Source organism: Streptomyces bullii, from assembly GCF_042657145.1.
Lineage (GTDB): Bacteria > Actinomycetota > Actinomycetes > Streptomycetales > Streptomycetaceae > Streptomyces > Streptomyces bullii.
The window spans coordinates 376,969-403,837 of sequence record NZ_JBHSNY010000010.1 but is presented as its reverse complement, the minus strand read 5'-3'; the positions used below and the strand labels follow the sequence as shown (position 1 = coordinate 403,837).

The following is a 26,869-nucleotide window of genomic DNA, read 5'->3' as shown; positions in this document are numbered from 1 at the left end:
ACAGCTTTCCCCGAGCCCCCGCACGCGACCGGCGTGCGGGGGCTCTTCCCTGTGCGGGCGGGGAGCCGTGAACGACCCTGCGAAGGGCGAAATCCGGCCAGGGCCGGACCTCACAGAGTGTCCATAGATTACTCGCACGTAATGTTTGCAGCGCGAATCCGCCTGATTTGACCGCACGCGGTCAATGTGGGGGGCGCGCGGACCGCGTTCTACGCGCGTCCTGAACTCGACCTTGTGTGCCCCCCGTTGGCCTCGGAATAGTGAACGCCGTTCAACCGGCCCGGACGCGGCTTCTTGCTGTGCGCCGTCTTTGTGGCCGTACGCCTTCCGGTTCGCGAGGTCCCCACGGCCTCTCGGGCCGACCCCCCACAGGAGGACGTGAGTTGAAGCACCGACGCATACCCAAGCGGCGTGCAGCCGTGGCAGGTGCGGGTATCGCCGCGCTGGTCGCCGCGGGAGTCACCTTCCAGAGTGCGAACGCCAGCGAGCCGGCGAAAACCTCCGCGCCCGAGACCCTGTCGGTCACGGCGGCCGGAAAGCTCGCCTCGACGCTCGCCAAGGACCTCGGCGCCGACGCGGCGGGCACGTACTACGACGCACAGGCCAAGAGCCTCGTGGTGAACGTCGTCGACCAGGCCGCCGCGCAGACCGTCGAGGAGGCCGGAGCCCGGGCCAGACTCGTCGAGAACTCCCTCGCCGAACTGAAGAGCGCCCGGACGACGCTCGAGCAGGACGCCACCATCCCGGGTACGTCCTGGGTGGCCGACCCGAAGACCAACAAGGTCGTCGTCACGGCCGACCGCACCGTCTCCAAGGCCGAGTGGGCCAAGCTGACGAAGGTCGTCGACGGGCTCGGCTCCGTGGCCGAACTCAAGCGGACAAAGGGGGAGTTCAAGCCCTTCATCGCCGGTGGTGACGCGATCACCGGCGGCGGCGGGCGCTGCTCGCTCGGCTTCAACGTGGTCAAGGGCGGCCAGCCGTTCTTCCTGACCGCGGGCCACTGCACCGAGTCCGTCTCCACCTGGTCGGACTCCAGCGGCAAGCAGATCGGCACCAACGAGGCCTCCAGCTTCCCGGGTGACGACTACGGCCTGGTCAAGTACACCGCCGACGTGGCGCACCCCAGCGAGGTGAACCTCTACAACGGTTCCACCCAGAAGATCACGGGCGCGACCGCGGCCACCGTCGGCATGAAGGTCACCCGCAGCGGCTCCACGACGCAGGTCCACTCGGGCACGGTCACCGGCCTGGACGCCACCGTGAACTACGGCAACGGCGACATCGTCAACGGACTCGTCCAGACCGACGTCTGTGCCGAGCCCGGTGACAGCGGCGGCTCGCTCTTCGCCGGCGACAAGGCGGTCGGCCTCACCTCCGGCGGCAGCGGCGACTGCTCCTCGGGCGGTGAGACCTTCTTCCAGCCGGTGACGGAGGCCCTTACGGCCACCGGTACGCAGATCGGCTGACCGGCCGCACGACAGCTTCGGTGAAGTCCCGCCCCGCGCGCGAGGGGCGGGACTTTCGCGTGAGAGGGGTCGGGGGGCGTCTTGTGATCAGCGTGCCGTCGATGTCCCGGCCCATGCTAGGGGGCGTGCCGTCGATGTCCCGGCCCATGCTCCGGGGCGTCCTCGGGGGCCCGGGTGGTGCAGGGCTCCGAGGAGTGTTCGTGCAGGTGGGGCGGGGGTCGAGGGATGTCGCACACTTATTCGAGAATTGGTCTATGGTGGGGGTGAGGTAGCTGGGAACAGACGTTCGAGAGTCCGGTGGGGCTCACGAGTGCGGGAGGTGCGTGTGCCGGGGTTCACGCATCTGCACACCGTCTCCGGGTTCTCCCTGCGGTACGGGGCCTCCCAGCCGGAGCTGCTGGCCGAGCGTGCCGCCGAGCGGGGCATGGACGCCCTCGCGCTCACCGACCGGGACACCCTCGCGGGCGCGGTCCGCTTCGCCAAGGCCTGCGCGAAGGCGGGCGTCCGTCCGCTGTTCGGCGCGGAGCTGGCGGTGGCGGGGTCCGAGCCGGTCCGGGGGGAGCGGCGCCGTACGCCCGTGCGCGGTGGTGCCTTCGTCGACGAGTCGGCGCCCCGAGTGACCTTCCTCGCCCGGGACGGCGCCCGGGGCTGGGCCGAGCTGTGCCGGCTCGTCACGGCGGCGCACGCGGGCGAGGGCACGCCGCTGCTGCCCTGGGCCGACAACCACGCCGACGGTGTGACCGTCCTGCTCGGACCCGGTTCCGACGTCGGCCGCGCGCTGGCCGCCGGACGTCCCGACCGGGCCGCCGAACTCCTCGCCCCCTGGCGTGAGCGCCACGGTGACGCCCTGCGCCTGGAGGTCGTCTGGCACGGCCGCACGGGCACCGGCCCCGGCTCCCTGCGCCTGGCCGCCCGTACCGTCGGCTTCGCCGCCGAGCAGGGTGTCCGGCCCGTGCTCAGCAACGCCGTGCGGTACGCCGACCCCGGGCTGGGCCCGGTCGCCGACGTCCTGGACGCCGCCCGCCGCCTGGTTCCCGTCGACCCGCGGAAGGAGCTCGACTCCGGCGAGGCCTGGCTGAAGGACGCCGACGCCATGCTCGCGGCGGCGGAACGGATCGTGGAGGCCGCGGGCTTCCGGCCCGAGGCCGCCCACCGGCTGCTGGAGCAGACGCGGGCGACCGCCGACGCGTGCGTCGTCGACCCCGAGAGCGACCTCGGCATCGGCACCGTCCACTTCCCCGAGCCGCACCTCGTCGGCGCCGGCCGCCGCACCGCCCAGCGGGCGCTCGCCTCCCGGGCGGCGGCGGGCATGGTGCTGCTCGGGTACGACGGGCGGCGGGAGTACTGGGAGCGGATGCACCACGAGCTGGACATCATCGCCCACCACGGGTTCGCCTCCTATTTCCTGACGGTCGCTCAGGTCGTGGACGACGTGCGGGGCATGGGCATCCGGGTGGCCGCCCGGGGCTCGGGCGCGGGCTCCCTCGTCAACCACCTCCTCGGCATCGCGCACGCCGACCCGATCGAGCACGGGCTGCTGATGGAACGCTTCCTGTCGAAGGAACGGGTCGTACTGCCCGACATCGACATCGATGTGGAGTCCGCGCGCCGCCTGGAGGTCTACCGCGCGATCATCGACCGGTTCGGCACCGAGCGGGTGGCGACGGTCGCCATGCCGGAGACCTACCGCGTACGGCACGCGATCCGGGACGTGGGCGCCGCCCTGTCCATGGACCCGGCCGACATCGACCGCATCGCCAAGTCCTTCCCGCACATTCGCGCCCGCGACGCCCGCGCGGCCCTCGACGAGCTGCCCGAGCTCAGGGCGCTGGCCGGGGAGCGGGAGAAGTACGGCAGGCTGTGGGAGCTGGTCGAGGCCCTCGACGCCCTTCCGCGCGGTGTCGCCATGCACCCGTGCGGGGTGCTGCTCTCCGACGCCTCCCTCCTCGCCCGTACGCCGGTCATGCCGACCAGCGGCGAGGGGTTCCCGATGTCCCAGTTCGACAAGGACGACGTCGAGGACCTCGGCCTGCTCAAGCTCGACGTGCTGGGCGTGCGGATGCAGTCGGCGATGGCGCACGCCGTCGCCGAGGTGGAGCGGGCGACGGGGGCCGGGATCGACCTGGACGCGCTGCCGCCGGGCGATCCGGCGACGTACGGGCTGATCCGGTCCACCGAGACGCTCGGCTGCTTCCAGATCGAGTCGCCGGGGCAGCGGGACCTGGTGGGGCGGCTCCAGCCCGCCGACTTCCACGATCTCGTCGTCGACATCTCGCTCTTCCGGCCCGGGCCGGTCGCCGCCGACATGGTGCGGCCGTTCATCGAGGCGCGGCACGGGCGGGCGCCCGCCCGCTATCCGCACCCGGACCTGGAGGAGCCGCTGCGGGAGACGTACGGGGTCGTCGTCTTCCACGAGCAGATCATCGACATCGTCGACATCATGACCGGCTGCGGGCGCGGCGAGGCGGACCGGGTGCGGCGCGGGCTGTCGGACCCGGAGTCGCAGGCGCGGATCAAGGTGTGGTTCGCGCAGCACGCGGCGGCCCGGGGCTACGACGCGGAGACGATCCAGCGGACCTGGGAGATCGTCGAGGCCTTCGGCTCGTACGGCTTCTGCAAGGCGCACGCGGTCGCCTTCGCCGTGCCGACGTACCAGTCGGCCTGGCTGAAGGCCCATCATCCCGCCGCCTTCTACGCGGGGCTGCTCACGCACGACCCCGGCATGTACCCCAAGCGGCTGCTGCTGGCGGACGCGCGGCGACGCGGGGTGCCGATCCTGCCGTTGGACGTGAACAAGTCGGGGGTCGCACACAGGATCGAACTGGTGTCTGAATCTGAGGGTGTGTGGGGTCTGCGGCTGGCCCTCTCCGACGTGCACCACATCAGTGAGGCCGAGGCCGAGCGGATCGCGGACGGGCAGCCGTACGCCTCCCTGCTCGACTTCTGGGAGCGGGCCCGGCCGAGCCGCCCGCTCGCCCAACGGCTCGCCCAGGTCGGCGCGTTGGACGCGTTCGGCGCCAACCGCCGGGATCTGCAACTGCACCTGGCCGAGCTGCATCGGGGTGCGCGAGCCGGGCGCGGGGACCAGCTCCCGCTGGCGGGCGGGCGCAAGACCGCACCGGCCGGGCTGCCCGACCTCACCTCGTCCGAGCGGCTCAGCGCCGAGCTGGGTGTGCTGTCCATGGACGCCTCACGCAACCTGATGGACGACCACCGGGAGTTCCTCGACGAGCTGGGCGTGGTGTCCGCGCGCCGGCTGCGGGACGCGCGGCACGGGGAGACGGTGCTGGTCGCGGGCGCCAAGGCGGCCACCCAGACCCCGCCGATCCGGTCCGGCAAACGGGTCATCTTCACCACGCTGGACGACGGCACGGGCCTGGTCGACCTCGCCTTCTTCGACGACTCCCACGACGCCTGCGCCCACACCGTCTTCCACTCCTGGCTGCTGCTGGTGCGCGGGGTGGTGCAGCGCCGCGGCCCGCGCAGCCTCAGCGTGGTCGGGGCCGCCGCCTGGAACCTCGCCGACCTGATCGAACTGCGCGCCGAGGGCGGCCTGGACGAGGTGGCCGCACGGCTGGCGGAGCCCCTGCCGCAGGGCCGGGACGGCGCTCCGGCGCCGGAACGGCGCATCCACCTGCCCACCGGATACCAGATGCATCCGTGGTCCGATCTGCGACCGGCGGGCGAAGAGCCCGCGAAGACAAGGAAGTTGTGGCACCAGAGTCCGGGGAGTGCGGGATGACCATCCTCTGCGTACGTTTCCAGCTGCCGCCGATGTTCGAGGCCGCCCTGCCCCGTCTGCTCGGCATGCTGGAGGAGTTCACGCCCGTCGTCCAGGCCCTGCCGCCGGACGCGGCGCTGGCCGATCTGCGGGGCGCCGAGCGGTACTTCGGGCGCGACGCCGTCGAACTCGCCTCGGTGATCCGGGTGCGTTCCCTCGCGCTGTACGGCGTCGACTGCGCGATCGGCGCGGGGCCCGGCCCGATGCTGGCCCGCATGGCGGTGCGCGACGCCGTGCCCGGTACCACCCGCGCGGTGCCCGACGAGCCCGGCGCCGTCGCGGAGTTCCTCGCCGGACAGCCCGTCGCCGCGCTGCCCGGCGTCGGCGCCGCGACCGCCCGCACCCTGGGCGAGTACGGCCTCGACACCCTCGACCGGGTCGCCGCCGCGCCGCTGTCCACGCTCCAGCGGCTGGTCGGCGCGAAGCTCGGCCGCGAACTGCACGAGAAGGCGAACGGCGTGGACCGGAGCCGGGTCGTCCCGAACGCGGTCACCCGCTCCCTCGCGGCGGAACGCCGGTTCGACCGCGATGAACTGGACCCGGACCGGCACCGCCGCGCCCTGCTCTCCGGCACCGAGGAACTGGGCGCCCGGCTGCGCGCCCTGGACAAGGTCTGCCGCACGCTCACCCTCACCGTGCGCTACGCCGACCGCTCGGCCACCACCCGCAGCCGCACCCTGCGGGAGCCGACCGCGCACTCGGCGGACCTGACCAGGGCCGCGTACGGCATGTACGAGGCGCTCGGCCTGCAACGCGCCCGGGTCCGCGCGATCACCCTGCGCGCCGAGGGCCTCGCCCCGGCCGAACAGGCCTCACACCAGCTCACCTTGGACCCCGCCGACGAGAAGGCGCGTCGGGTCGAGGAGGTCGCGGACCGGGCGCGGGCTAAGTTCGGGCCGCGCGCGGTGATACCGGGGTCGCTGGCCGCGTGACCGCACTCCCGGCGGCGGGCCGTACTCGTGTCCTCCGGTTTGTCAGTTGGCCCACGGCGGAGCGATGCGCGTGCCGTCGGCCAGCGCCGCCTCCAGGCCGACGGAGGTGGTCACCCACGTCAGGGCGGTCCGGTCGGCCGGGTTCTCGACGGCCAGGGCGGCGCCGGCGCGGATGATCACGGTGTCGCCCGCGGTGACGCGGTGGGTGACACCGTCGAGCGTGACGAGCAGCTCGCCGTCGAGCAGATGGAGGATCTCCTCCTTGGTCACGGTGTGCGCGGGCGCCCGGGTGCCGGCGGGTATCTCGCCGCGCCAGGCGCACAGCTCCCTGCTGCCGGACAGCGGGGTGGCGTACGAGACGAAACGGACGCCGTGGATCTCGTGGACGACGGCTTCGGAGGGGCGGACGACGGGCATGACGGCCTCCAGGTAGTCAAGTAGCTTGACCATATGGTCAAGCTACTTGACCGTTCCGTCAAGGGTGTTTCAATGCAGGCGTGCAGAACTCCGAGGCCCTGTCCCTGTCCGCCGCCCTCCTCGCCGTCGCCGGCGAACTGACCCAGCGCATCCACGACGGGGTGACCGCCCGCGGTTTCGAGGGGCTGCGGCCCGCGCACGGTTTCGCCTTCGCCCGGCTCGCACCCCACGGCGCGACGGTCACCGACCTCGCCGCGCACCTCGGGGTGACCAAGCAGGCGGCCAGTCAGCTCGTCGACGAACTCGTCCGCAAGGGATACGCCGAGCGGCGACCGCACCCGCAGGACGCGCGGGCCCGGCTGGTCGTCCTGACCGAGCGGGGCCGGGCCTGCACCCGGGCCGCGGAGGAGGCGGCGGCGGAGGCCGTGGCGGCGTGGACCGGAGTGCTGGGGGAGGGGGACGTGCGCATGCTGCGCGAGCGGCTGCTGCGCATCGCTCCCCGGGGGCCCGTCCGTCCCAGCTGGTGACGGACCCCGACCACCACCGTCCGCCGACGCTGAGACGGTGGAGGGTTCGGTCGTGGTGCGGGGCCTGTCCGGCCTGAGCCGCCGGGCAGGCCCCGAGTCCGTTCAGCGGCCGTGTCGTGTGCCGCCGGCCGCGCGGCGCCGGACCGACAGGAACAGGGCCGCGGAGCCGAGCGCCAAGGCGGCCGCGCCGCCGACCGCGAGGTACGGCGTGCCGCTGTCACCGCCGGTCTCGGCGAGGTTCTGCGCGGCGCCGGCCGCCTTGGGCTGGCCGGCCTGCGGGCGGCTGGCACCCCCGGGCTCGGCGTCGCTCCGCGGTTCGGTGACGCTCTTCGGTTCGGCGGCGCCCTCCGGCCGGCCGGCGTCTCGGCCGGAGGACGCGACCGGCTTCGCCGACGTACGGGCGTCGTCGTCGCCGTGACCGTGGTGCTCGATCGTCGACTCGTCGCTGCCGTCCTCGATCTGCTCCTCGGTGGGCGCGGAGGCGGCCGGGGCGGGGGAAGCACCGCCTCCCGCGCTGTCACCGCCGCCGAACGTGACGTCCGAGCAGGAGTAGAACGCCTCGGGGCTGTCCGAGCGCTGCCAGACCGCGTACAGCAGGTGCCGGCCGGAACGCTCGGGCAGGGTGCCGGTGAAGGTGTAGAAGCCGCCCGACGCCGCCGGGTCGGTGGCCGTCGCCACCGGACGCGCCACATCCAGGTCGTCCCAGGCCGGCGGCTTGGCCGGGTCGTAGCCGGGCTTGGTGAGATACACCGTGAAGGTGCCCTTGTGCGGGGCCGTCACGCGGTACTTGAAGGTGTACGAGCCGCTCCGCACGCTCGTCGCCGGCCAGTCGGCGCGGGCCAGGTCGAGCCCCTTGAACTGCTCGTTGCCCGCGCTGCACAGCTTGCCGTCCGCAATGAGCTCCTGGTGGCGGCCGTTCGCGTCGCCGATGCGGATGCCGTTCCAGTCGTAGAGCGCCTGTGTGCCGCCGGTCGCGACCGCCGCCCGGCACGCGGCCGACCTCGGGCTCTCCGGGCCCTCGGCGTAGCACTGCGAGACCCGGCTGACCGGGTCGCCCATCGAGCCGTGCGCGGCCGCCGGCGCGGCGGTCAGCGCGGTGACGGCGAGCGGGGTGATGCCGAGGGCGGCGACGGCGGAGGCCTTGCGGCGTGCGGGCATGCGGGAACTCCTCGAGACGGTTCGTGAAGCGGGTGTCCGGCGACGGACTCCGGGGCACCGGCCACGGACACCGGAATCCCTGGGACGGGCACCGGCGACGGGCACCGGGACCGGCACCGGGCGCGGATCCCGTGGGGTGATCCGAAGCTAGCCCCAAGAAACCGTGGAATCGCCTGCCGGCGGCGGGTCGGGGAGATCCTTAGGGTCGTCTTAAGGGAGTGCTCAGGCTGCGCTCAGGTAGGTACCGTGCGGGGGCATGACGGACCAGGAGATCAGGCCGGCGCTCTCCGCGGAGGTGCCGGTGGTCAGGGACGTGATCGACGCGGCCTTCCGGCCCTACGTCGAGCGCATCGGGCGGGTGCCGCAGCCGATGGAGGCCGACCACGCGGCCGACGTGGCCGCGGGCAAGGTGTTCGTGACGGGCGACCCCGTGATCGGTCTGGTCGTCGTCGAGGCGCGTGAGGACCATCTGTTCCTCGACACCGTCGCCGTCCACCCCCGTGCGCACGGCAGGGGAGTGGGGCGGCGGCTGCTGGAGTTCGTGGACGCACACGCGCGTGCGCTGGGGCTGCCCGAGATCAGGCTCTGCACGAACGCGCTGATGTGGGAGAACCAGAAGATCTATCCCAGGTTCGGCTACGAGGTCGTGGAGCGTCGCGTGGACGGCCCGTACGACCGTGTGCACTACCGCAAGCGGCTGGACTGAGCCACCGCACCGCGTCAGCTCTCCGGCCACCAGGTGCGCGCGATGTCCTCGCGGACCTCCGGGCGCCCGATGGGGCGCTCGTCGGCTTTCTCACGGACCCGGCGGGCATCCGTCTTCTTCAGGAGCTTCTGCACGGTGACTCGGCGCATGACTGCCTCCTCGCGGGTCCACCGGGTTCCGTGTTCTCACGGAGGTAGACCTTTCGCAGGAGAGTTCCTCATCGCCCCAGTGCTGTCAGTGGCGGCTGTCACGATTCGACTGTCAGTGGCGGCTGTCACCCTGGGGCCATGACGAACGACCGGGCACTCGACTGGGACGCGCAGGCCGCCGCCTTCGACGACGAGCCGGACCACGGGCTGCGTGACGCGGACGTGCGCCGGGCCTGGGCCGACCGGCTGCGCTCCTGGCTGCCGGCGCGGCCGGGCGACGTCCTCGACGTCGGCTGCGGCACCGGCAGCCTGTCGCTCCTGGCGGCCGAACAGGGACATCGTGTGACCGGCGTCGATCTCGCCCCGAACATGGTGGCCCGGGCCCGGGAGAAACTGGCTGGGCGTGACGCGGTGTTCCTGATCGGCGACGCCGCGGCGCCGCCGGTCGGCAAGGAGCGCTTCGACGTCGTCCTCGTGCGGCACGTCCTGTGGACGCTGCCCGACCCCGCCCGCGTCCTGCGGCACTGGCGCGGGCTGCTGCGTCCAGCAGGGCGGCTGGTGCTGGTCGAGGGCGTGTGGGGGACGGTCAGCCCCGTCGGCATACCGGCGGACCGGCTCACCGCCCTGCTCGCTCCGGTCGCCGGACGGCTGCGCGTGGAGCGGCTGTCCGACGACCCGCGGCTGTGGGGCAGGGAGGTGGACGACGAGCGGTACGCGGTGGTCCTGGTGCCGGAAGGCCCGGCCTAGGCCAGCAGCGCGCCGAAGCCGTTCTCGTGAGCCAGTGCCTCCAGTTCGTCGAGCGCCGCCACCGCGGCGGCCGCCGCGTCCGGCTCCGTCCGGGCCAGGCCGCTGGCGGCGAACTCGTCCTCGTCCAGGCGCCGTACGTCCGTGCCGTCCGCCGAGCGCCACAGGTCCAAATCAAGGTCCTCGACGGTCAGTCGGGCGCCGGAGCGCACGGCCGGGCGCGTGATGTCGCAGTACCAGCCCTTGACGGCGCCCGAGGCGGCGCGGACCTCCTTCACGGCGTACCAGCGGTCGCGCCAGTAGTACTCCGTGAAGACGTCCCCGGGCTCGAAGCGGACGAAGCCGAAGTCGCGCACGCCGTCACCCGCCCACGCCGCGCGCACGGCGATGCGGGTGCCGTCGTCGGCGAGCAGCCGGGCCGGGTAACAGATCTTCGTCCGGCCCGCCTTGACGAGGACGACGTCCAGGAGGTCCCTCTGGTCAGGGAGTTCGCGGACATAGCGCACCTCCGTCCCGCAGACCTCGTACCCGAACCACTTGTTGACGGCGATCATCGGTTCGTTGCCGGTGTCGTTTCCCGTGAACGCCTCCGTGTACCCCGCGGCGCGGGCCCGGTGCAGGGAGTCGTTCTTGGCGAGCTTGGCCAGGCCCCGGCCGCGGTGGGCGCGGGCCGTGCCGGTCATGGCGGTGGCGTACCGGGCGCCGTCCGTGTGGGCCGCGCTGAAGGCGGCCGGGCGGCCGTCGACCACCGCGACCGAGGTCAGGCCGAGGTCGAGAAGAGGGTGCTTCCAGGTCTCCTCGATCCACGCCTCGTAGTCGGTGAACTCGGCCGCGATGTCGCTCGGTTCGTCCGACGAGGCCTCCGCGTCCAGCTCGAACATCGGGCGCGGATCGTCCGCGAAGTCGGCAGCCGTCCGCAGTTCGACGCCGGGCGGCGGGTCCTGGCGGGGCGGCAGGCCGCCGGCCAGGTCCAGGCGCTGGAAGTAAGCGGAGCGGCTGGCCCGGTAGCCGTGCCGCTCGGCGAAGGCGCGGTTGTCCGGCTCGTCCATGACCCAGGCGAACAGCTTGGTGGCACCCAGCCCCGCCAGCCGCTCCTCGGCGGTGCGCACCAGCAGCGAACCGGCGCCGCGCCGCATCCGGTCCGGGCGTACGTAGATGTTGAGGAAGCCCTGGCCGGGCTCGGGGCTGTCGTGGGCGAGGCCGATCTGCGCCGTGCCGACGATCTCGCCGTCCTCCTCGACGAGGAGCTGCGCGAAGTGGGAGTCCGGGTGGGCGTGCGTGAGGTGGTGCAGCACCGACTCGGGGGTGGACAGCACGAAGGGAACGGCGAGGCGGCGCACATGGGAGAAGCCCTCTGCGTCGGCTGGGACGTCGGGACGCAGGTCGCGCACGATCATGGTCATGGAGTCCCACGCTACGCGGGGCATGCCTTTGGTTGCCTCCCATTTTCCGGCGGGTACGGGACAATCGCCCCGTGACCTTGAAGATCCACATCGACGACAGCGCACCGCCGTACGAGCAGGTGCGGGCACAGATCTCCGAGCAGGCTCGGGCGGGGACGCTGCCGGTGGGGTACCGGCTGCCGACCGTGCGGGGGCTGGCCGAGTCGCTGGGCCTTGCCGCGAACACCGTCGCCAAGGCGTACCGGGCGCTGGAGGCGGACGGGGTGATCGAGACGCGGGGGCGCAACGGGACGTTCGTGGCCGCCGCCGGCTCGGCGGCGGAGCGGGAGCTGGCGTCGGCCGCGCAGGTCTACGCCGAGCGGGCTCGTCGGCTGGGACTCACCCAGGACGACGCGCTGGCGGCGGCGCGGGATGCCCTGCGGGCGGCCTACGGGGAGTAGTCCGGCCGCGCCGGGCTGGGTGAGCGCCGTCGGGCGGCCTGGGGAGGGAGCCGTCCGACGGTGCCGGGAGGACACGTCAGAGGGCCTGGCCTGCCGGACGGATGGGCCCGGCCGCGTGGGAAGTCGTGTCGGACGCGGGAGCTGCGGTCGGACGGGTTCCGGTGGTGTGGGAAGTGCCTGGCGGGGAGCGAGTGTCTGTGGGCCCGGCCCGTTGGACGGATGCGCCCGGTGGATGTGGGAAGTGCGTGGCGCTGAGCGAGTGTCAGTGGGCCCGACCTGCCCGACGGACGGGCCCGGTGGTGTGGGAACGGAGAGTGAGCCGGCCGCACACGGGGTCGGACGTGCCCGGCGATGTGGAAAGTGCGTGACGCCGAGCGAGCGTCAGTGGGCCCGCCCCGGCCGACGGATGCGCCCGGCCGCGCGGGAACGGCGTGTCAGCGGGTCGGGCATCTGGAGGGACTCGCCCGGCGGTGCGGAAAGGGAGCGTCGGCGGGTGTGCGCACGGTCGGACCGAGCCTGGCCGCGTGGGACCGCGGGGTCAGACGGGTGCCGGGTGGTCCGGTGTCCGGGTGGCCTGGAGGCCGGCTGTCCTCGCCAGCCTCGCGAACGCCACCGCGTCCCTCACCGCCGCCCCGCCCGGGTCGTTGTTGAAGTACGTGTACACGTCCTCGCCGGCGGACCAGGTGGCGGCGATGCGGCGGAGCCACGACTCCAGCGACCGCCGGCCGTAGCGCGGCCACGGCTGGGCGCGGCCCTGGTGGAAGCGGACGTAGCCCCAGTCGGTGGTGCGCCACAGCGGGGTCACGGGGCGGGCCAGGACGTCGGCCCAGCACAGGGCGGCGCCCCGGGAGACGAGGACCGCGCGGACCTCGGACGTCCACCAGGAGTCGTGGCGCGGCTCGACCGCGACCCGGACCGACGGCGGGAAGCAGGCCAGGCAGGCGTCCAGCAGAGCCGGGTCGGCGCGGAGGGTGGGCGGGAGCTGGAGGAGGACGGGGCCCAGCCGTTCGCCGAGGCCCGCCGCGTGGCTCATCAGGCGGTGCACCGGCTCCTCAGGCTCCCGCAGCCGCTTGATGTGGGTCAGGTAGCGGCTCGCCTTCACCGCGACCACGAAGTCGGCGGGCACGCGCTCCCGCCAGGCCTCGAAGGTCTCCCGGGCCGGCAGCCGGTAGAAGGCGTTGTTGATCTCCACCGTGGCGAAGCCCGCCGCGTACCGCTGCAGCCAGAGCCGCGTCGGCAGCCCGGACGGGTACAGGACGTCGCGCCAGTCCTTGTACTGCCACCCGGACGTCCCGACGAACAGGGTCATACGACCATCAAAGCACCGCTGCCGGGCTCCTACAGGTACAGCCCCGCGTCCGTACCGCCCCGCGGCTCCGGCAGTGCCGTCGGCGACGTGCCCCGGCGCAGCGCGTACAGCTCGGCGAGCGTGGCCCCGTCCCGGCCGATGCCGTCCTCCCGGCCCAGCCAGTTCACCGCCTCCGTACGGGTGAGCGGCCCCACCTCGATGCGGGCCAGGCAGCGGCCGGGGCGGACGACGGCCGGGTGCAGGCGCTCCAGGTCCTCGTTGGTGGTGACCCCGACCAGGACGTTGCGGCCCTGGCCGAGCAGGCCGTCGGTCAGGTTCAGCAGTCGCGACAGCGCCTGGCCCGCCGTGTGCTTGGCCTCGCCGCGGATCAGCTCGTCGCAGTCCTCCAGCAGCAGCAGCCGCCAGCGGCCCTTGCCGGTCGGGTCGTCCTCGCCGATCGCGATGTCCATCAGGTACCCGACGTCGGAGAACAGCCGCTCGGGGTCCAGGACGCAGTCCACCTGGCACCAGTCGCGCCAGGAGCGGGCCAGGGTGCGCAGCGCCGATGTCTTGCCGGTGCCGGGCGGGCCGTGCAGCAGGAGCAGCCGGCCCGCGATGTCCTCCGGGGTCGTCTTCATCAGACGGCCCATCGCGTCCGCCACCGGCGCGGTGTAGTTGGCCCGCACCTCGTCCCAGGTGCCCGCCGCGATCTGGCGGGTCGTGCGGTGCGGGCCCCGCCGCGGCGACACGTACCAGAAGCCCATCGTCACGTTCTCCGGCTGCGGCTCGGGCTCGTCCGCCGCGCCGTCCGTCGCCTGGTCGAGGACCTTCTTGGCCAGTTCGGCGCTGGTCGCGGTCACCGTGACGTCGGCGCCCCGGTTCCAGCGGGAGACCAGCAGGGTCCAGTCGTCGCCCTCCGCCAGGGTGGCGCTGCGGTCGTCGTCCCGGGCCACGCGCAGCACGCGGGCGCCGGGCGGCAGCAGCGTCGCCCCCGACCGGACGCGGTCGATGTTGACAGCGTGCGAGTACGGCTGCTCGCCCGTCGCGAAGCGGCCGAGGAACAGCGCGTCGACGACGTCGGACGGGGAGTCGCTGTCGTCGACGTGGAGCCGGATCGGCAGAGCGTCGTGTGGGTTCGCAGACATGCCGCCCATGATCCGGCACGCGGGCGCCGCGTGCACCCCGTTTCCGAGGGTGCGCGCGGCGCCCGGCTCACAGCGCGCCGACCGCCGTCCGGGCGGCCTGCCGGGCCCTGCGCACGACCGCGTATCCCTTGGTCAGGGCACGGTCCCGGGCGAAGGTCCGGGCGAGCGCACGGCCCTGCACCACCCGCTCGAACTCGTCGATGCCGGTGCCCCGCCGCACGGTGACGCGCCGCAGGGCGTACGGTCCCTGCCGGCGCCGCGCCAGGCCGTTGCCGACGGCGAGCGCCTGGGCGTACCCGGTCTCGCGCACCGCCTGCCGCACCCGGCGGCTGGAGTAGCCGTACGGGTAGGCGAAGGAGGCGGGTACGGTGCCCAGTTGGTCGCCGAGGATCTCCTTGCAGTGGATCAGCTCGGACCTCAGCGCCGCGTCGGACAGCTGGTCGAGCTGCGGGTGGCTGTGGCTGTGCCCGCCGATCTCGACGCCGGAGTCCGCCAGTTCGCGGACCTGGTCCCAGTCCAGCATGGTGTCCGGGGCGCCCCCGGTGTCGTACGGGCCCCGGAGCCAGCCGGTGGTGACGAAGAGCGTGGCCGGGAAGCCGTACTTGGCGAGGGCGGTCAGGGCGTGCCGGTGCACACCCTCGTACCCGTCGTCGAAGGTGATCAGCACGGGCCGTTCGGGCAGTGTCCGACCGGACCGCCAGCCCGCCGCCAGCGCGGCGGTGTCGACCGGTGTGAACCCCAGCTCCGCGAGCACCGCCATCTGCTCGACGAACGCCTCCGGTGTCACGGACAGGGGCCGGGTGGCGTCGTTGGGATCGACCGCGACGGCGTGGTACATGAGGATCGGCACGGCGGCGTCAACCACGGCTGCCCTCCTCGCTCCCCTCCGCGGAGCTCCTCACCGTGGCGCTCCCCACAGCATCGCTCCGCGCCCGGCCCGCCGCCGGGGAGCCCCGTCCCTCGGGCGGTGGGGCGCAGCCGTGCTCCGTGGCCGCCGCAGCGGAGCCCCGTCCCTCGATCCCCGCCACGGTGAACGTCGCGCCGCCGCGGCGGGCCCGTGCGCTGCCCACCACATAGCCGCCCGCCGCCGTGAGCACCCCGGCGACGATCGCGGCCGCGCGGGCCGCGCCGCCCGGCCGGGCGAGCAGGGCGTCGCGCAGGCCGCGCGCCACCCCGGCCGGCAGGACGCGGGTGGTGTAGCGGCGCTCGGACTCCAGGCCCTTGTCGGCGCCGACACTCCTGGCCACCAGCGCCTTCGACAGACCCTCCGCGTACGTCCGCGTGCGGAAGTACCGGAAGTGCTCGCGCACCTCGGGCACCCGGTGGTGGATCACCGCACGGTCGTCGATCAGCAGCACCGCGTCGGGCCGGGCACGGCTGAGGCGGATGCACAGCTCCGTCTCCTCGCAGCCCAGCGGGCGTTTGTCGCCGTCCCGTCCGATGCCGGTGGCGAAGCCGCCCGCCGCGTCGAAGGCGCTGCGACGGAACGAAGCGTTCCCGCCGAGCACGTTGCGGACCCGCACCCGGCCGCGCGGCAGACCCCGGTACGTGCAGCCCACCACCCAGTCGAACTCCTCCGGGAACCAGGCGGGCCGGCGGCCCGACGCCCAGACCGGCTCCGTACGGCCGCCGACCGCCATGACGCGAGGGTCGGCGTACGCCTCGGCGAAGTGCCGCAGCCAGTCGCGCTCGGCCACCGCGTCGTCGTCGAGGAAGGCGACGACCTCGCCGCGCGCGGCCGCGATCCCGGTGTTGCGGCCGGCGGACAGACCGCGCGGGCCCGCGTTGGCGAGCACCCGCACGCGCCCCGCCGCCGCGCGTTCCCCGTGCTCCTTGGGTTCCCCGTACTCCTTGTACTCCTTGTACTCCTTGGTCAGACGGTCCAGGAGGGGCTCGTTGTGGTCGACGACCAGCAGCGTCTCCAGGGCCGGCCGCGACTGCGCCCGCACCGAGGAGACCGCCGCGAGGATGTCCTCCCAGCGGTCCTCGGTGTACACGCAGATCACGACGGAGATCTCCGGAGCGGAGCTCGCGGCGTCGCTCAAGACACTTCTCCCCGGACCGTGTCCAGCATCGGCGAGTGGTGCGCGCGGCGGCGCAGCGCGCGCCGGTTGGAGCGCTCCTTGAGGATCACGTTGAGCACCCGGAACCCGTCCCGCACGGCCCGCAGATTGCTGGTGCCGTGGATGCGGAGGTACTCGTGGCTCGGGATCTCCTGCACCTTCAGCCCGGCCTTGACCACCCGGATGTTCATCAGCGTCTCGACCTCGAAGCCGGTGCAGTCGAGGTCGATCTTGTCCAGGCAGTGCCGCCAGAAGGCGTTGTACCCGTAGCACAGGTCGGTGTAGCGGGCGCCGAACTTGCGGTTGACGACCGTGCACAGGGCCCAGTTGCCGAGCTTGCGGATGAAAGTCATGTCGTCCGTGCCGCCGCCGTTGGCGAAGCGGGAGCCCTTGGCGAAGTCCGCGCCGGAGACCAGGGCGGAGACGTACGACACGATCTCGTTGCCGTCCGCCGAGCCGTCCGCGTCGACCATCACGATGATGTCGCCGGTGCACGCCTGGAACCCGGTGATCAGGGCGTCGCCCTTGCCCTTGCCGCGCTGCTCGACGACCTTGACGTCGGGCCACAGCTCACGGGCCACCTGGACGGTGTCGTCGGTGGAGTTGCCGTCGACCAGGACCACTTCGTGGATCCAGTCGGGCAGGGTCTTGAAGACGTACGGAAGGTTCTCCGCCTCGTTCATGGCCGGGATGACCACGCTCACCGGCGGCGCGATGGCCAGGTGTGAGGAGACGGGCCGGTATGTTCCGGCGGTGGACGGACCGGCGGGCGACGGACCCCGGTCCGTGGTCGCCGGCTGCAGAACTGAGCTCATGAGTCTGGTCCCTCTCGTCCGGTGGACCGCCCGCCCCTGGGCGGCCCGGCTCTTCGTCCGGTTCGAAAGGGGGGTTGTTCTCGCCCGGGCACGCCGACGGGAACGTCGGACGGGCCGGGTGAGCTGGCAAAGCTGGCCGGGCCGCGAAAGAACGGCAGCCGACCGCGCGGCACGGCTCGGTCACGGTTGCTGTCACCGAGCACGGCACCCCCCTACCGCGCCCCGCGCCGGTTCGTCGCGGTCCTTGAGCCCTCCCCTAGAGCCGCGTACTGACGGACCGATGCGGGTGAGATGTATGACGGTATTGACGATTGAACCCGTATGGCAAGACCTGGAACGAGTCTCACGTTTTTGTTGGTTTGGCCGTTGCGTGCACCTCTCGGGTCACCGGCACGGCGTGGAAGACGGGCCCGGGAACACGTCCGGTTCCGGAAGCCCTGACACGGATGGCATGCATGGCCGACTTTGCCCCCCGAAGCGCCGGATGCCGGGCTTCAATGTCGCGCAGCGGGCCGGGGGCGTCAAGGGCCGGACGGCCCCGGCACCGGAAGTCGTCCGGAATTAAACAGGTGTTCCCCGGAGGTGAACACACCTCCGGGGAACGGGAGTTGGAACGTGGAAGCGACTACGGAACGAGCTTCAGCAGCCGGTTCGGGGAACCGGTGCCCGCGCTGGTGACCTTGCCGGTGGTGGCGCCGTTCACCAGGGCCGAGGCGACCTGGGCCGGGGTCGACGAGGTGTGGCCCGCGAGGTAGACCGCCGCCGCGCCGGCGACGTGCGGGGTCGCCATCGACGTGCCGGAGATGGTGTTGGTCGCGGTGTCGCTGGTGTGCCAGCCCGCCGTGATGGAGGAGCCGGGCGCGAAGATGTCCAGGGCCGAGCCGTAGTTCGAGTAGCTCGCCTTGGCGTCCGTGCTGGTGGTCGCGCCGACCGTGATGGCCTCGGAGACCCGGGCCGGGGAGGACGAGGAGGCGGTGGTGCTGCTGTTGCCCGCCGCGACGGCGTAGGTCACGCCGCTGGCTATGGAGTTGCGGACCGCCGTGTCGAGCGCGGTGGAGGCCCCGCCGCCGAGCGACATGTTGGCGACCGAGGGCCCGGAGTGGTTCTTGGTCACCCAGTCGATGCCGGCGATCACGCCCGCCGTGGTGCCGGAGCCGCTGTTGTTCAGCACCCGGACGGCCACGATCTTCGCCTTCTTGGCGACGCCGTACGTCGAGCCCGCGACCGTCGTGGCCACGTGGGTGCCGTGGCCGTTGCCGTCGGAGGCGGTGGTGTCGCCGTCGACGGCGTCGTAACCGTAGGTGGCCCGGCCGCTGATCTGCTGGTGCGTGATGCGGACGCCGGTGTCGATGACGTAGACCGTCACGCCGCTGCCCGCGCTGTCCGGGTAGGTGTAGGTGCCGGAGAGCGGGAGCGAGGTCTGGTCGATGCGGTCCAGACCCCAGGGGGCGTTGGACTGGGTCGCGGCGAGCTGGACGCGCTGGTTCTGCTCGACGGAGGCCACCGCCGGGTCGGCGGCGAGCCGCCTGGCCTCGGTGGCGGAGAGGATGGCGGAGTAGCCGTTCAGCGCCTTGCCGAACGTCTTCTTCACCGTGCCGCCGTACTCCTCGACGAGGTCCTTGCCCGCGGCTGAGGACGCCTTCAGGCCCGCGCTCTTCTTGAGCGTGACGATGTAGCTGTCCTTGACGGCCGTCGGGGAGTCCGCGGCGAGCACCTTGCCCTCGGCGGGGGCGGCCTGGGCGGGGAGAGCCGTGAGCCCGCCCACGAGGGCGGCGGTCGCGACGGAGGTGAGGGCGGCGAACCGCAGTCTCTTGCTACGCAGTTGTGCCATTACGAGGGAGTCCTCCTCTAGGCGGCGCACGCCTGGGTGGGGCGCGCGACTGTGGGGGATGTGCGCGGGCTCGCGCACACGACCGGGAGCGTCGCGTTCCGCTCCGGGCCGGAGTAAAGCGTGAGCCGACTACGGGCGTAGAGCAAGGGAGTTGAGCTGTTGTCAACAAATCTGTCATGCCCATGAAACAAAACGAGCGATGAACGAGGTGTGTCGATCCCGAAAAGGGCGAAGAGTCTTGGCATGGACACTTCCCGTCAACACGCGTAGTTGCTACGACGGTTGGAGCAGAGATCCTGCTAAAGGGAGGTTCCATGAGACGTTCCCGACTTGTCCTCTTCCTGAGCTCCCTGCTCCTCACCGCCGGTACCGCCCTCACCGGGGCAGCAACCGCGCAGGCATCCCAACTCACCGAAGCCGGCGGCTACGTGGCGCTCGGCGACTCCTACTCCTCCGGCGTCGGCGCCGGCAGCTACGACAGCTCCAGCGGCGACTGCAAGCGCAGCACGAAGGCCTTTCCGTACCTCTGGGCCGCCGCACACTCACCCTCGTCGTTCGCGTTCACCGCCTGCTCCGGCGCTCGAACGGGTGATGTTCTCGCCGGTCAGCTCGGTCCGCTCAACTCCACGACCGGCCTGGTCTCCGTCACCGTGGGCGGCAACGACGCGGGGTTCGCCGACGTCATGACGACCTGTGTGCTCCAGTCCGACAGCGCCTGCATCTCCCGGATCAACACGGCCAAGGCCTACGTCGACTCGACGCTGCCCGGCAAGCTCGACAGCGTCTACTCGGCGATCCGCTCCAAGGCACCGAACGCCCGCGTCGTCGTCCTCGGCTACCCCCGCTTCTACAAGCTCGGCACCAGCTGCCTCGGCCTGTCGGAGACCAAGCGGAAGGCCATCAATGACGCCGCCGACCACCTCGACACCGCCATCGCCAAACGCGCCGCCGGCCACGGCTTCACCTTCGGCGACGTGCGCTCCACCTTCACCGGCCACGAGATCTGCTCCGGCAGCTCCTGGCTGCACAGCGTCAACTGGCTCAACGTCGGCGAGTCCTACCACCCGACGGCAGCGGGTCAGTCGGGCGGCTATCTGCCGGTCCTGAACAGCAACGCCTGATCGCTCAGCCGGAGTCCGTACCGGAACCCGAGCCGGTACCGGAACCAGAACCGGCACCGGAATCCGTTCCGGCGTCCGTACCGGACTCCGTTCCGGAGGGAGAAGGGGAGACCCCGCCCGGCGGGGTCTCCGTCTCGCACGTCACCGAGAACGGCACCGAGTCGGATGTGGTGCCCACCGGCTCCCGCACCTCCACACCGATCTCGTTCTCGAACGTCCCTGTCTCCGAGTACGTCGTCACGATCACCGTGTCCTGCTTCGTACGGCCGCCGCCCTCCGGGAAGTCGAGCGTCTTCCACTCCGGATCGGCCACCGAGCCGTCCTCCGCCACCCAGCGGTAGCTCACCGCGGCCGGCAGCCGCCCGACCGTGAACGTCGCCGTGAAGGCGGGGGCCTGCTCGCCCGGCGGCGGACAGGCGCCGGAGTACTCGGTGTGCGCGCCCGCCACCGTCACCCGGACCGACTGCGGCGGGGGAGTGCTCTTCCTGCTGCTCGGCGTCGGGGAGGGGGTGGGAGTGCCGCTGTCCCGGGTGGGCCTGCCGGTCTCGGTGGGCGAACTCACCCCGGCGCCCCGGTCGGTGTTCCCGGAACCGTCGCCGTCCCCTCGGTTCAGCAGCACGTACGTCAGCCCGCCCACCGCCAGGGCCAGGGCGGCCACGCCCGCCACCAGCACCACGGCGGCACGGCGGTCGCGGTCCGGCCGGGTGGCCGTCGTCGTCGCGGTGGGCCCGGGCGGCGTGGGCACTCCCGTGACCGGCATGGGCGCAGCGGACGACGGCCGCGGGTGCGGGTGTGCCGCGATGGTCGGCGGGTACGGCACCGCCCGCACGGTGTCCGCCCGGGGCGTGCCGCCCGCACCGATGATCCGCAGCTCCCGCTCGGCCCGCTCGGCGGGCAGCCGCTCGGCCGGATCCTTGCGCAGCAGCCCCTCGATGACCGGGGTGAGCGGTCAGGCCCGGCGCGGCGGCGGCAACTCCTCGTCCACGATCGCCCGCAGGGTGCTCAGCGGGGTGTCCTGACGGAAGGGGGAGCTGCCCTCCACCGCCGCGTACAGCAGCACCCCGAGCGACCACAGGTCCGACTCGGGGCCCGGTGTGCGGCCGAGCGCCCGCTCCGGGGCGAGGAACTCCGGCGACCCGACGACCTCCCCGGTCATGGTCAGCGCGGAACTGCCCTCGACCGTGGCGATCCCGAAGTCGGTGAGGACGATCCGGCCGTCGTTCGCGATGAGGACGTTGCCCGGCTTCACGTCCCGGTGCAGTACCCCGGCCGAGTGCGCGGCGCGCAGCGCGGCGAGCACCTCCGCGCCGATGTGCGCGGCGCGCTGCGGCGGCATCGGGCCCTCGGCCTCCAGAACCTCGGCCAGGGACAGGCCGCGCACCAGCTCCATGACGATCCAGGGCCGGCCGCCGTCGGTGGCGACGTCGTAGACCGTCACCACGTTGCGGTCGGCGACCCGGGCCGCCGCCCACGCCTCCCGTTGCAGACGGGCGTACAACCGCTCCACGTCGGAGGCGGGCAGACCGGCCGGGGCACGTACCTCCTTGACGGCGACCTCGCGGTGCAGCAGCTCGTCGCGGGCGCGCCACACCGTTCCCATGCCGCCCTCGCCCAGTGGGGACAGCAGTCGGTAGCGGCCGACGATCACACGCTCACGGCCCGGATCTTCGGACACGGGCGTCCCCCCTTCGCGGCCGGGCGGAATCCTCTGTTTTCGCCGTTTCTTTACGAAAGTAGCTCAGCCGAGTGCGGATGCCGCCCCCTTGAACACCAATCCGGCCCCGAGTGCCACGACGACGAACGCCGAACCCAGCGGCGCGGTCCGGCGCACCAGCGCCGCCATCGGCCCGGCCGTCCAGCGGGGCCGCCGGTCCAGCAGCCGGCTTACGCCGCTGCCCGCCTTGACGACGGCGTATCCGGCCGCGGTGAGCGTCAGGGCCAGCCCGGCGCCGTACGCGACGACGAGCAGCAGACCGAACCACGCCTGGCCGAGCGCCGCGGCCCCGACGAGCACCACCACGGCGGAGGGGCTGGGCACCAGCCCTCCGGCGAAGCCGAGCAGGATCGTGCCGCGGACGGTGGGGGCGGTGGGGTGGGTGTGGGTGAAGCCGCCGTGGGTGTGCTCGACGGCGTGCGGGTGGGGATGGGGGTGGGAGTGGTGGTTTTCGTGACCGCGGTCGTGATCGTGGTCGTGGTTATGCGTTCTGCCCTGGTCGCTGTCGCTGTCGCTGTGGCTGTGGCTGTGGCTGTGGTCGGGCGCGGGGGCGTGGTCATGGCCGTGCGGGTGGTCGTGGCCGGGGGCGTGATCGTGCGGGTGGCCGTGATGGTGGCCGTGATCGTGCGTGTGTCCCCTGTTGCGCAGGGCCCGTCGTACGAGGCTCGCGCCCGCCAGTGTCACCAGGACGCCGCTCGTGATCCCGAGCCAGGAGATCACCGAGGGGGCCGCCGCCGAACCCGCCGTCACCAGGAGGCCGAGCGCGATCACGCCCAAGGTGTGGGTGACCGTCACCGACGCGGCCAGCGGCAGGACGTCCTTCATCCGGGCCCTGCCGCCCCGGGCGGCGGCCGTCGCGGCCATGATGGTCTTGCCGTGGCCCGGGGCGAGCGCGTGCATCGCGCCGAGGACGACGGCGATGAGCAGGGCGAGCGCGGCGAATCCGGCGGTCAGGTCGTGCCGTGCCACCAGGTCGTCCAGCGCCCGCGTCCAGCGGTCGGCGGCGCGCGGCAGGACGGAGGCGGCGGGAGCGTCGGTCTCCTCCTCGTCGCCGGCCAGGGCCGGGCCGCCGGGCCGCACGCGCAGGGAGGCGCTCGCGGTGTCGGCCGGGGAGGAGAGCAACTCCTCCGGGTAGCGGGTCAGTTGGGCCGAGGCGGACTCCTCCGGCACATCGGACGCGGTGAGCGTCGTACGGTCGCCGCGCGCGGTGATCTCCCGCCAGCCGGGCCCGGAGGAGGCGCCCGCGCTGCGGAACTCCAGGGCCACGGTGTCCCGGGCGGGCAGGGGAGCGGTCAGCCGGCACTCCACGCGAAGGGTGTCGAGCCCGGCCTGACCGGGCCGCACGCGCGCGTGGCCGCGTGTTGCGGTCAGGGTGACGGTCCGTCCGTCGACGGTGACCTCGCTGTCCTGGGCGGCCCGTGCGCACCGCTGCCGGGCCCACACCGCGATGCCCAGCCGCTCGATGTCCGGCCCGGCCTGGGTCGCGGGGACCTCGGCGAGGTCCTCGACATGGTGGACGCGGAGCTCACCGGGAGCGGCGACGAGGCCGTCGTAACGGTTGACGGTGAAGTTGCCGAGCGGATGCGCGCTCGCGCTCGCGACGGGCAGGACGGTGAGCGCGCAGGCGGCCGTGAGGACGGCCGCGCCAAAGCCGAGGAGACGGCGGGGGATCACCGGGAGGCCTCCAGGTCCTGCAGGGCCGCTCGGGCGTCACGGGCGCCGAGGGGCGAGAAGCCGGGGTTGAGTCTCAGCGCGGCCCGCAGATGGTCGCGGGCCTCGCGCTCCTGACCGGCGGCGCGCTCGATCATGCCCCGGTGGTAGAGGAAGACGGCGTTGCGGTAGCCGGTGGCGGTGGCCCGGCGGGCGTACGGCAGGGCCTCCTCGCTGCGGCCGTTGACGTGCAGCGCCCAGGCCAGGGCGTCCGCGGTGTGCACGCTGTGGCGGCGCTGCCATTCGGCGCGGGCCGCCCGCAGGGCCTCCTTCACGTCGCCGTGGTCGGCAGCGGCGAGCGCGGTGTCGAGGTCGGCGTTGACGCCGCCCGCGCGGGCCAGGGCCGTCCAGGCGTCGACGAGGGCGTACTGGTCGCGGGCCCTCGCCCGGTCGCCCTCGGCGTCACGTGCCTCGTACAGCTCGCCGAGGGCGACGAGCGGGCCGGGCAGCGGGGAACGGGTGACGACATGCTCCAGCGCCTCGATGGCGGCCGCGCGGTCGCCGCTCGCGGCCTGGGCGCGGGCCCGGCCCTCCAGGGCGGGCAGGTGGTCCTCGTCGGCGGCGAGGGCGCGCGCGTAGTGCCGGAGCGCCGTGTCGTAGTCGCCCTGGTTCCAGGCGAGTTGACCGAGCGCGGTGGCGACGTACGCCACGTCGGCGGGCGAGGCGGCGCCGGCGAGCGCCTGTTCGAGCACGCGGCGCGCGGTCCGCACGTCCCCGCGCAGTTCCCGCACGTAGGCGTACCGCGTGAAGACCGGCACGCCCGGCCGCCTGCTGTCGGCGGTGTCGGCGGCCTCGGCCGCCTCCTCGTACCGGCCGAGTTCGACGAGGGCGTCGACACGGGAGGACAGGGCGCGCTCGTTGTACGGGTTCTGCTTCAGGGCCCGGTCGGCGTGGGTGAGGGCGCCGGTGAAGTCGTGCCGGGCCGCGGCGAGGGCGGCACGGCCGGCGAGGGCCTGGTCGTTGCCGGGTCGCAGGGTGAGGGAGCGCCGCAGAGCCCGCTGCGCCTGCGGGTACCGCGAGGGGTCGCCCTTGGTGCGGGCCTGCTCGACATAGGCGAGCCCGAGGGTGGCCCAGCCGCTGAAGTCCCGTGGCTGGGCACGGAGATGGGCCTGGAGCGAGCGGATCCCCGCGTCGAGGTCCCCGCCGGCCAGCGTGCCGGGAGCCAGGGCACCGCCCGCGGGCGAGGCGGCCACCGTGGCCCCACGGCTGTCCCGGAGACCGCCGGCCGCGACGGCCCCGGCGGTCAGCGCCACCGCGAGCAGCGCGGCACACCCGGCGAGACGACCCGCCCGCCACCGTCGCCCGGCAGCGGCGACCCGCCGCACGGCGGCGACCCGCTGGTCGCCGTCCGGCGCGCCACCGCCGACGGCCTCGGCCTCGGCGTCCGCGTCGGCGCCGGTACCCGACTCGGGCGTACGCGGCGTCGGGGTGCCCTGCACTGAAGTCTCCGACTCCGGAGCGCCTGACTCGGGAGCGCCGGACTCCGGTGCCGGGGTGCCATGCTGGGAGGTTTGCGACTTGGGAGCGCCGGCCTCCGGCGCCGGCGTGCCCTGCTCCGAAGTGACCGGCGCGGGAGCGTCCGACCCCGAAGCTCCCGACCCCGAAGCTCCCGACCCCGGGCTGCTCCCGGCTTCGGGTCCCGGTCCGGCGGCCGGCTCCTCGCCGTGTCGTCGCTCCGAAGCGCTGTCGTTCGTACGCGGAGGCATGCCTCTCCTCGGTCGGCTTTCTCTGAAGGGGGGTCGGCGGCGCGGCCCGTGCCGTGGGGACGGGTGGAAACGGACCGCGCCTGTCGGTGGGGGCGCGGGTCAGTACGCCCGGTTCCGCATACGGCGCCACCACAGCAGACCGCTGCCGACCAGCAGGACGCCGGCGGCGCCCGCGCCCGCGGACATGGCGATCAGGCCGGTGTCGTCGGAGCCCGTCGCGCCGGCCGGCCGCAGGGCGTCGCCCAGCTGGCTGCGGACGTCGTTGCCGCTGTCGACGCCCTTGGCGAGCGGACCGCGCGACCCCTCCGTCGGGTTGGCCAGGTACGGGAAGGAGTGGCCGAACTTCTTGTCGTTCTTGTCGACCGCGTCCCCGAGGTCGTTCTTCGCGCCGAGCAGTTCACCCTCGACGACCTGGAGCGAGGCGTCGATGACGTCGTCGGTGAGGCGACGGCCGTTCGGGAAGCCCGCGGTGTCGCCGTCCAGCACACCGAGCCGCTTCGGCTTGGCGGCCGGCTTGATGGAGGTGTTGAGGCGGAGCTGCTCCGACGGCGTCACGTGGGGCGGCTGGTTGAGGTCCTTCACACCCTTGAGGAACACGTCGACCAGGTCGTTGCGCGGCTCGGCGGGCGCCTTGATCTTGTAGATCGCCTCGATGAGCTTGGGCAGCTCGGGGTTGGTGACGTTCTGCAGGAACTGGGCGTCGTCCTTCGGCGCGGACGCGTTGAACGTGTCCTTGTCCTTCAGCGGGTTGACGACCTCGTTCACCAGCGGGTTGCCCAGCCGCGACACCTGCCGGAACTGGCCCCGCGCGTTCTTGCGCTGCGTCGTGGACCAGATGCCGACGACCGGCTGGTCCGCCGACTCGGTGATCAGGTGGTTCGGGACCTGCAGGGCGATGGAGTTGACGTTGTAGCCCTTGAGGGTGTCGTTGCCGACCTCGGAGAGGTTCCCGCCGTACAGCAGGTCGAAGACCCGCAGGTCCAGGAAGAACGGGTCGTCGGCCTGCCCCGCGAACGTCGCAGCGCCGCCCGCGAGTTGGTGGATGGCCTGCTTGCGCAGCGTGCCGTAGTCCGGCATGGACGCCTTGCCGACGTTCGACGGCGCCACCGGCACGTCGTCCGCGACCTTCGTCCTCGACACCGGGTACTGGTTCTTCAGCTTCAGCAGCTCGATGTCGTACGTCTGTGTGATGTTGAGGTCGGGGTCGTCCAGGCTGGTGACCGGGCCCGTGTTGTACAGGAACGTCTTGTCGTTCTTGACGTGCGTCCTGAACGTGTAGCGGAACAGCAGGTCTTCCTGGGCGTCACCGTTGTTGTCGACGCGCAGGTCGTACTGGGCGTCCTCGGCGAACGTGAAGAAGTTCGGTCCGCCGGCCGGTTCCTCGAACGGTATCCAGTTCGCGATGATGGTCGTCGTGTCCGGCTTGTCCGGGCTGACGAACGCGTACACGTCCGTGTTGTCGTACTGCGGGGTCCCCGAGATCAGCGGGGCCTCCCGGTGGCTGGAGGCGGAGGCCGCCTTGGGTTCCAGCGCGGTCACACCGGCGGCTGCGAGCCCTCCGGCGGCCAGCGCCCCACAGATCAGGGTCGCGATGCCGCCATGTCCCGCACCGGTCCTGGAGAAAGGTGTCATGCCGTCCGTCCTCAGTGCCAACTTGCCTGACGCACCGGGATTCGGAGCCGGTGCCGGGGCGGATTGGTCGAGTCCGAGAACTCGTTGCTCCGCGACCGTCCTTACGCGTCCCGCACCGGCA

Annotated in this window: 21 protein-coding genes and 2 pseudogenes; 8 read left to right on the top strand and 15 right to left on the bottom strand. The window is 72.9% G+C overall.

Annotated elements, in window-relative coordinates; genetic code table 11:
- Nucleotides 1-383 precede the first annotated feature (383 nt).
- From ACFPZJ_RS29020 to ACFPZJ_RS29010, 3 genes are all read left to right on the top strand, one after another.
- Nucleotides 384-1,466, top strand: a complete 1,083-nt coding sequence (locus tag ACFPZJ_RS29020; protein ID WP_381027554.1) for a S1 family peptidase — start codon at nt 384-386, stop codon at nt 1,464-1,466.
- A 325-nt stretch (nt 1,467-1,791) separates the two neighbouring features.
- On the top strand, nt 1,792-5,208 hold the full coding sequence (locus tag ACFPZJ_RS29015; RefSeq protein ID WP_381027552.1) for a DNA polymerase III subunit alpha: 3,417 nt from the start codon (nt 1,792-1,794) through the stop codon (nt 5,206-5,208).
- Nucleotides 5,205-6,179, top strand: coding sequence for a DNA polymerase Y family protein (locus ACFPZJ_RS29010; RefSeq protein ID WP_381027550.1), 975 nt, complete (start codon nt 5,205-5,207; stop codon nt 6,177-6,179). The genes ACFPZJ_RS29015 and ACFPZJ_RS29010 overlap by 4 nt, the downstream gene beginning before the upstream one ends.
- 42 nt (nt 6,180-6,221) lie before the next feature.
- Here the strand turns inward: ACFPZJ_RS29010 and ACFPZJ_RS29005 are convergent, their stop codons facing one another.
- Nucleotides 6,222-6,596 (bottom strand): cupin domain-containing protein, encoded by a 375-nt coding sequence (locus tag ACFPZJ_RS29005; protein WP_381027713.1) that lies wholly within the window; start codon nt 6,594-6,596, stop codon nt 6,222-6,224.
- 80 nt (nt 6,597-6,676) lie between these two features.
- Here ACFPZJ_RS29005 and ACFPZJ_RS29000 point away from each other — a divergent pair, with 80 nt between their 5' ends.
- Nucleotides 6,677-7,123: a MarR family winged helix-turn-helix transcriptional regulator gene (locus ACFPZJ_RS29000; RefSeq protein WP_381027548.1), complete on the top strand. Its 447-nt coding sequence runs from the start codon at nt 6,677-6,679 to the stop codon at nt 7,121-7,123.
- 102 nt (nt 7,124-7,225) lie between these two features.
- Here ACFPZJ_RS29000 and ACFPZJ_RS28995 read toward each other — a convergent pair whose 3' ends face one another.
- Entirely contained in the window at nt 7,226-8,281 is a 1,056-nt protein-coding gene (locus tag ACFPZJ_RS28995) for a lytic polysaccharide monooxygenase auxiliary activity family 9 protein (protein WP_381027545.1), read from the bottom strand.
- Nucleotides 8,282-8,537: 256 nt separating this feature from the next.
- Here ACFPZJ_RS28995 and ACFPZJ_RS28990 point away from each other — a divergent pair, with 256 nt between their 5' ends.
- A complete protein-coding gene (locus ACFPZJ_RS28990; protein WP_381027542.1) occupies nt 8,538-8,987 on the top strand; it encodes a GNAT family N-acetyltransferase in 450 nt (149 codons plus the stop codon).
- 14 nt (nt 8,988-9,001) lie between these two features.
- Here the strand turns inward: ACFPZJ_RS28990 and ACFPZJ_RS28985 are convergent, their stop codons facing one another.
- The gene (locus ACFPZJ_RS28985) at nt 9,002-9,136 is read right to left on the bottom strand and encodes a hypothetical protein (RefSeq protein WP_381027540.1); all 135 of its coding nucleotides are present in this window, start codon (nt 9,134-9,136) and stop codon (nt 9,002-9,004) included.
- A gap of 138 nt (nt 9,137-9,274) precedes the next feature.
- Here ACFPZJ_RS28985 and ACFPZJ_RS28980 point away from each other — a divergent pair, with 138 nt between their 5' ends.
- Complete coding sequence (locus tag ACFPZJ_RS28980) at nt 9,275-9,883, top strand: class I SAM-dependent methyltransferase (RefSeq protein WP_381027537.1); 609 nt, start codon at nt 9,275-9,277, stop codon at nt 9,881-9,883.
- On the opposite strand, the gene ACFPZJ_RS28975 is transcribed toward ACFPZJ_RS28980, so the two are convergent.
- A complete protein-coding gene (locus tag ACFPZJ_RS28975) occupies nt 9,880-10,236 on the bottom strand; it encodes a ribonuclease FAU-1 family protein (RefSeq protein WP_381027710.1) in 357 nt (118 codons plus the stop codon). The genes ACFPZJ_RS28980 and ACFPZJ_RS28975 overlap by 4 nt on opposite strands.
- A gap of 129 nt (nt 10,237-10,365) precedes the next feature.
- Nucleotides 10,366-11,283: pseudogene (locus ACFPZJ_RS28970) on the bottom strand (GNAT family N-acetyltransferase); the annotation flags it as partial.
- Between the two features lie 71 nt (nt 11,284-11,354).
- Here ACFPZJ_RS28970 and ACFPZJ_RS28965 point away from each other — a divergent pair.
- Nucleotides 11,355-11,723 carry a GntR family transcriptional regulator gene (locus ACFPZJ_RS28965; RefSeq protein ID WP_381027534.1) on the top strand — a complete coding sequence of 123 codons (369 nt, stop codon included), beginning with the start codon at nt 11,355-11,357 and terminating at the stop codon, nt 11,721-11,723.
- A gap of 538 nt (nt 11,724-12,261) precedes the next feature.
- Here ACFPZJ_RS28965 and ACFPZJ_RS28960 read toward each other — a convergent pair.
- From ACFPZJ_RS28960 to ACFPZJ_RS28935, 6 genes are all read right to left on the bottom strand, one after another.
- The gene (locus ACFPZJ_RS28960; RefSeq protein WP_381027532.1) at nt 12,262-13,032 is read right to left on the bottom strand and encodes a DUF72 domain-containing protein; all 771 of its coding nucleotides are present in this window, start codon (nt 13,030-13,032) and stop codon (nt 12,262-12,264) included.
- 29 nt (nt 13,033-13,061) lie between these two features.
- On the bottom strand, nt 13,062-14,156 hold the full coding sequence (locus ACFPZJ_RS28955; protein WP_381027530.1) for a DUF5925 domain-containing protein: 1,095 nt from the start codon (nt 14,154-14,156) through the stop codon (nt 13,062-13,064).
- A gap of 67 nt (nt 14,157-14,223) precedes the next feature.
- Nucleotides 14,224-15,021: a polysaccharide deacetylase family protein gene (locus tag ACFPZJ_RS28950; RefSeq protein ID WP_381027528.1), complete on the bottom strand. Its 798-nt coding sequence runs from the start codon at nt 15,019-15,021 to the stop codon at nt 14,224-14,226.
- Nucleotides 15,014-16,201: a glycosyltransferase family 2 protein gene (locus tag ACFPZJ_RS28945; RefSeq protein ID WP_381027525.1), complete on the bottom strand. Its 1,188-nt coding sequence runs from the start codon at nt 16,199-16,201 to the stop codon at nt 15,014-15,016. Before ACFPZJ_RS28945 ends, ACFPZJ_RS28950 begins: the two co-directional genes overlap by 8 nt.
- Nucleotides 16,198-17,034, bottom strand: a complete 837-nt coding sequence (locus ACFPZJ_RS28940; protein ID WP_381027522.1) for a glycosyltransferase family 2 protein — start codon at nt 17,032-17,034, stop codon at nt 16,198-16,200. Before ACFPZJ_RS28940 ends, ACFPZJ_RS28945 begins: the two co-directional genes overlap by 4 nt.
- A gap of 625 nt (nt 17,035-17,659) precedes the next feature.
- The gene (locus ACFPZJ_RS28935) at nt 17,660-18,865 is read right to left on the bottom strand and encodes a S8 family peptidase (RefSeq protein WP_381027521.1); all 1,206 of its coding nucleotides are present in this window, start codon (nt 18,863-18,865) and stop codon (nt 17,660-17,662) included.
- A gap of 314 nt (nt 18,866-19,179) precedes the next feature.
- Here ACFPZJ_RS28935 and ACFPZJ_RS28930 point away from each other — a divergent pair, with 314 nt between their 5' ends.
- On the top strand, nt 19,180-19,986 hold the full coding sequence (locus tag ACFPZJ_RS28930; RefSeq protein WP_381027518.1) for an SGNH/GDSL hydrolase family protein: 807 nt from the start codon (nt 19,180-19,182) through the stop codon (nt 19,984-19,986).
- A gap of 4 nt (nt 19,987-19,990) precedes the next feature.
- Here ACFPZJ_RS28930 and ACFPZJ_RS28925 read toward each other — a convergent pair.
- The 4 genes and pseudogenes from ACFPZJ_RS28925 to ACFPZJ_RS28910 all read right to left on the bottom strand — a co-directional run bounded on the left by ACFPZJ_RS28925 (nt 19,991) and on the right by ACFPZJ_RS28910 (nt 26,748).
- Nucleotides 19,991-21,661 (bottom strand): annotated as a pseudogene (locus ACFPZJ_RS28925) (serine/threonine-protein kinase).
- Between the two features lie 63 nt (nt 21,662-21,724).
- Nucleotides 21,725-23,374 (bottom strand): nickel transporter, encoded by a 1,650-nt coding sequence (locus tag ACFPZJ_RS28920; RefSeq protein WP_381027515.1) that lies wholly within the window; start codon nt 23,372-23,374, stop codon nt 21,725-21,727.
- Nucleotides 23,371-25,116: a tetratricopeptide repeat protein gene (locus ACFPZJ_RS28915; RefSeq protein ID WP_381027512.1), complete on the bottom strand. Its 1,746-nt coding sequence runs from the start codon at nt 25,114-25,116 to the stop codon at nt 23,371-23,373. Before ACFPZJ_RS28915 ends, ACFPZJ_RS28920 begins: the two co-directional genes overlap by 4 nt.
- Nucleotides 25,117-25,215: 99 nt before the next feature.
- Entirely contained in the window at nt 25,216-26,748 is a 1,533-nt protein-coding gene (locus tag ACFPZJ_RS28910) for a DUF4331 domain-containing protein (RefSeq protein WP_381027510.1), read from the bottom strand.
- Between the last annotated feature and the right edge of the window lie 121 nt (nt 26,749-26,869).

Excerpts from the sequence above, each read along its gene's own strand:
- ACFPZJ_RS29010 (WP_381027550.1), top strand. The coding sequence starts at position 5,205 with ATGACCATCCTCTGCGTACGTTTCCAGCTGCCGCCGATGTTCGAGGCC.
- ACFPZJ_RS29005 (WP_381027713.1), bottom strand. The coding sequence starts at position 6,596 with ATGCCCGTCGTCCGCCCCTCCGAAGCCGTCGTCCACGAGATCCACGGC.
- ACFPZJ_RS28995 (WP_381027545.1), bottom strand. The coding sequence starts at position 8,281 with ATGCCCGCACGCCGCAAGGCCTCCGCCGTCGCCGCCCTCGGCATCACC.
- ACFPZJ_RS28990 (WP_381027542.1), top strand. The coding sequence starts at position 8,538 with ATGACGGACCAGGAGATCAGGCCGGCGCTCTCCGCGGAGGTGCCGGTG.
- ACFPZJ_RS28985 (WP_381027540.1), bottom strand. The coding sequence starts at position 9,136 with ATGCGCCGAGTCACCGTGCAGAAGCTCCTGAAGAAGACGGATGCCCGC.
- ACFPZJ_RS28980 (WP_381027537.1), top strand. The coding sequence starts at position 9,275 with ATGACGAACGACCGGGCACTCGACTGGGACGCGCAGGCCGCCGCCTTC.
- ACFPZJ_RS28960 (WP_381027532.1), bottom strand. The coding sequence starts at position 13,032 with ATGACCCTGTTCGTCGGGACGTCCGGGTGGCAGTACAAGGACTGGCGC.
- ACFPZJ_RS28955 (WP_381027530.1), bottom strand. The coding sequence starts at position 14,156 with ATGTCTGCGAACCCACACGACGCTCTGCCGATCCGGCTCCACGTCGAC.
- ACFPZJ_RS28940 (WP_381027522.1), bottom strand. The coding sequence starts at position 17,034 with ATGAGCTCAGTTCTGCAGCCGGCGACCACGGACCGGGGTCCGTCGCCC.
- ACFPZJ_RS28935 (WP_381027521.1), bottom strand. The coding sequence starts at position 18,865 with ATGGCACAACTGCGTAGCAAGAGACTGCGGTTCGCCGCCCTCACCTCC.
- ACFPZJ_RS28930 (WP_381027518.1), top strand. The coding sequence starts at position 19,180 with ATGAGACGTTCCCGACTTGTCCTCTTCCTGAGCTCCCTGCTCCTCACC.
- ACFPZJ_RS28915 (WP_381027512.1), bottom strand. The coding sequence starts at position 25,116 with ATGCCTCCGCGTACGAACGACAGCGCTTCGGAGCGACGACACGGCGAG.
- ACFPZJ_RS28910 (WP_381027510.1), bottom strand. The coding sequence starts at position 26,748 with ATGACACCTTTCTCCAGGACCGGTGCGGGACATGGCGGCATCGCGACC.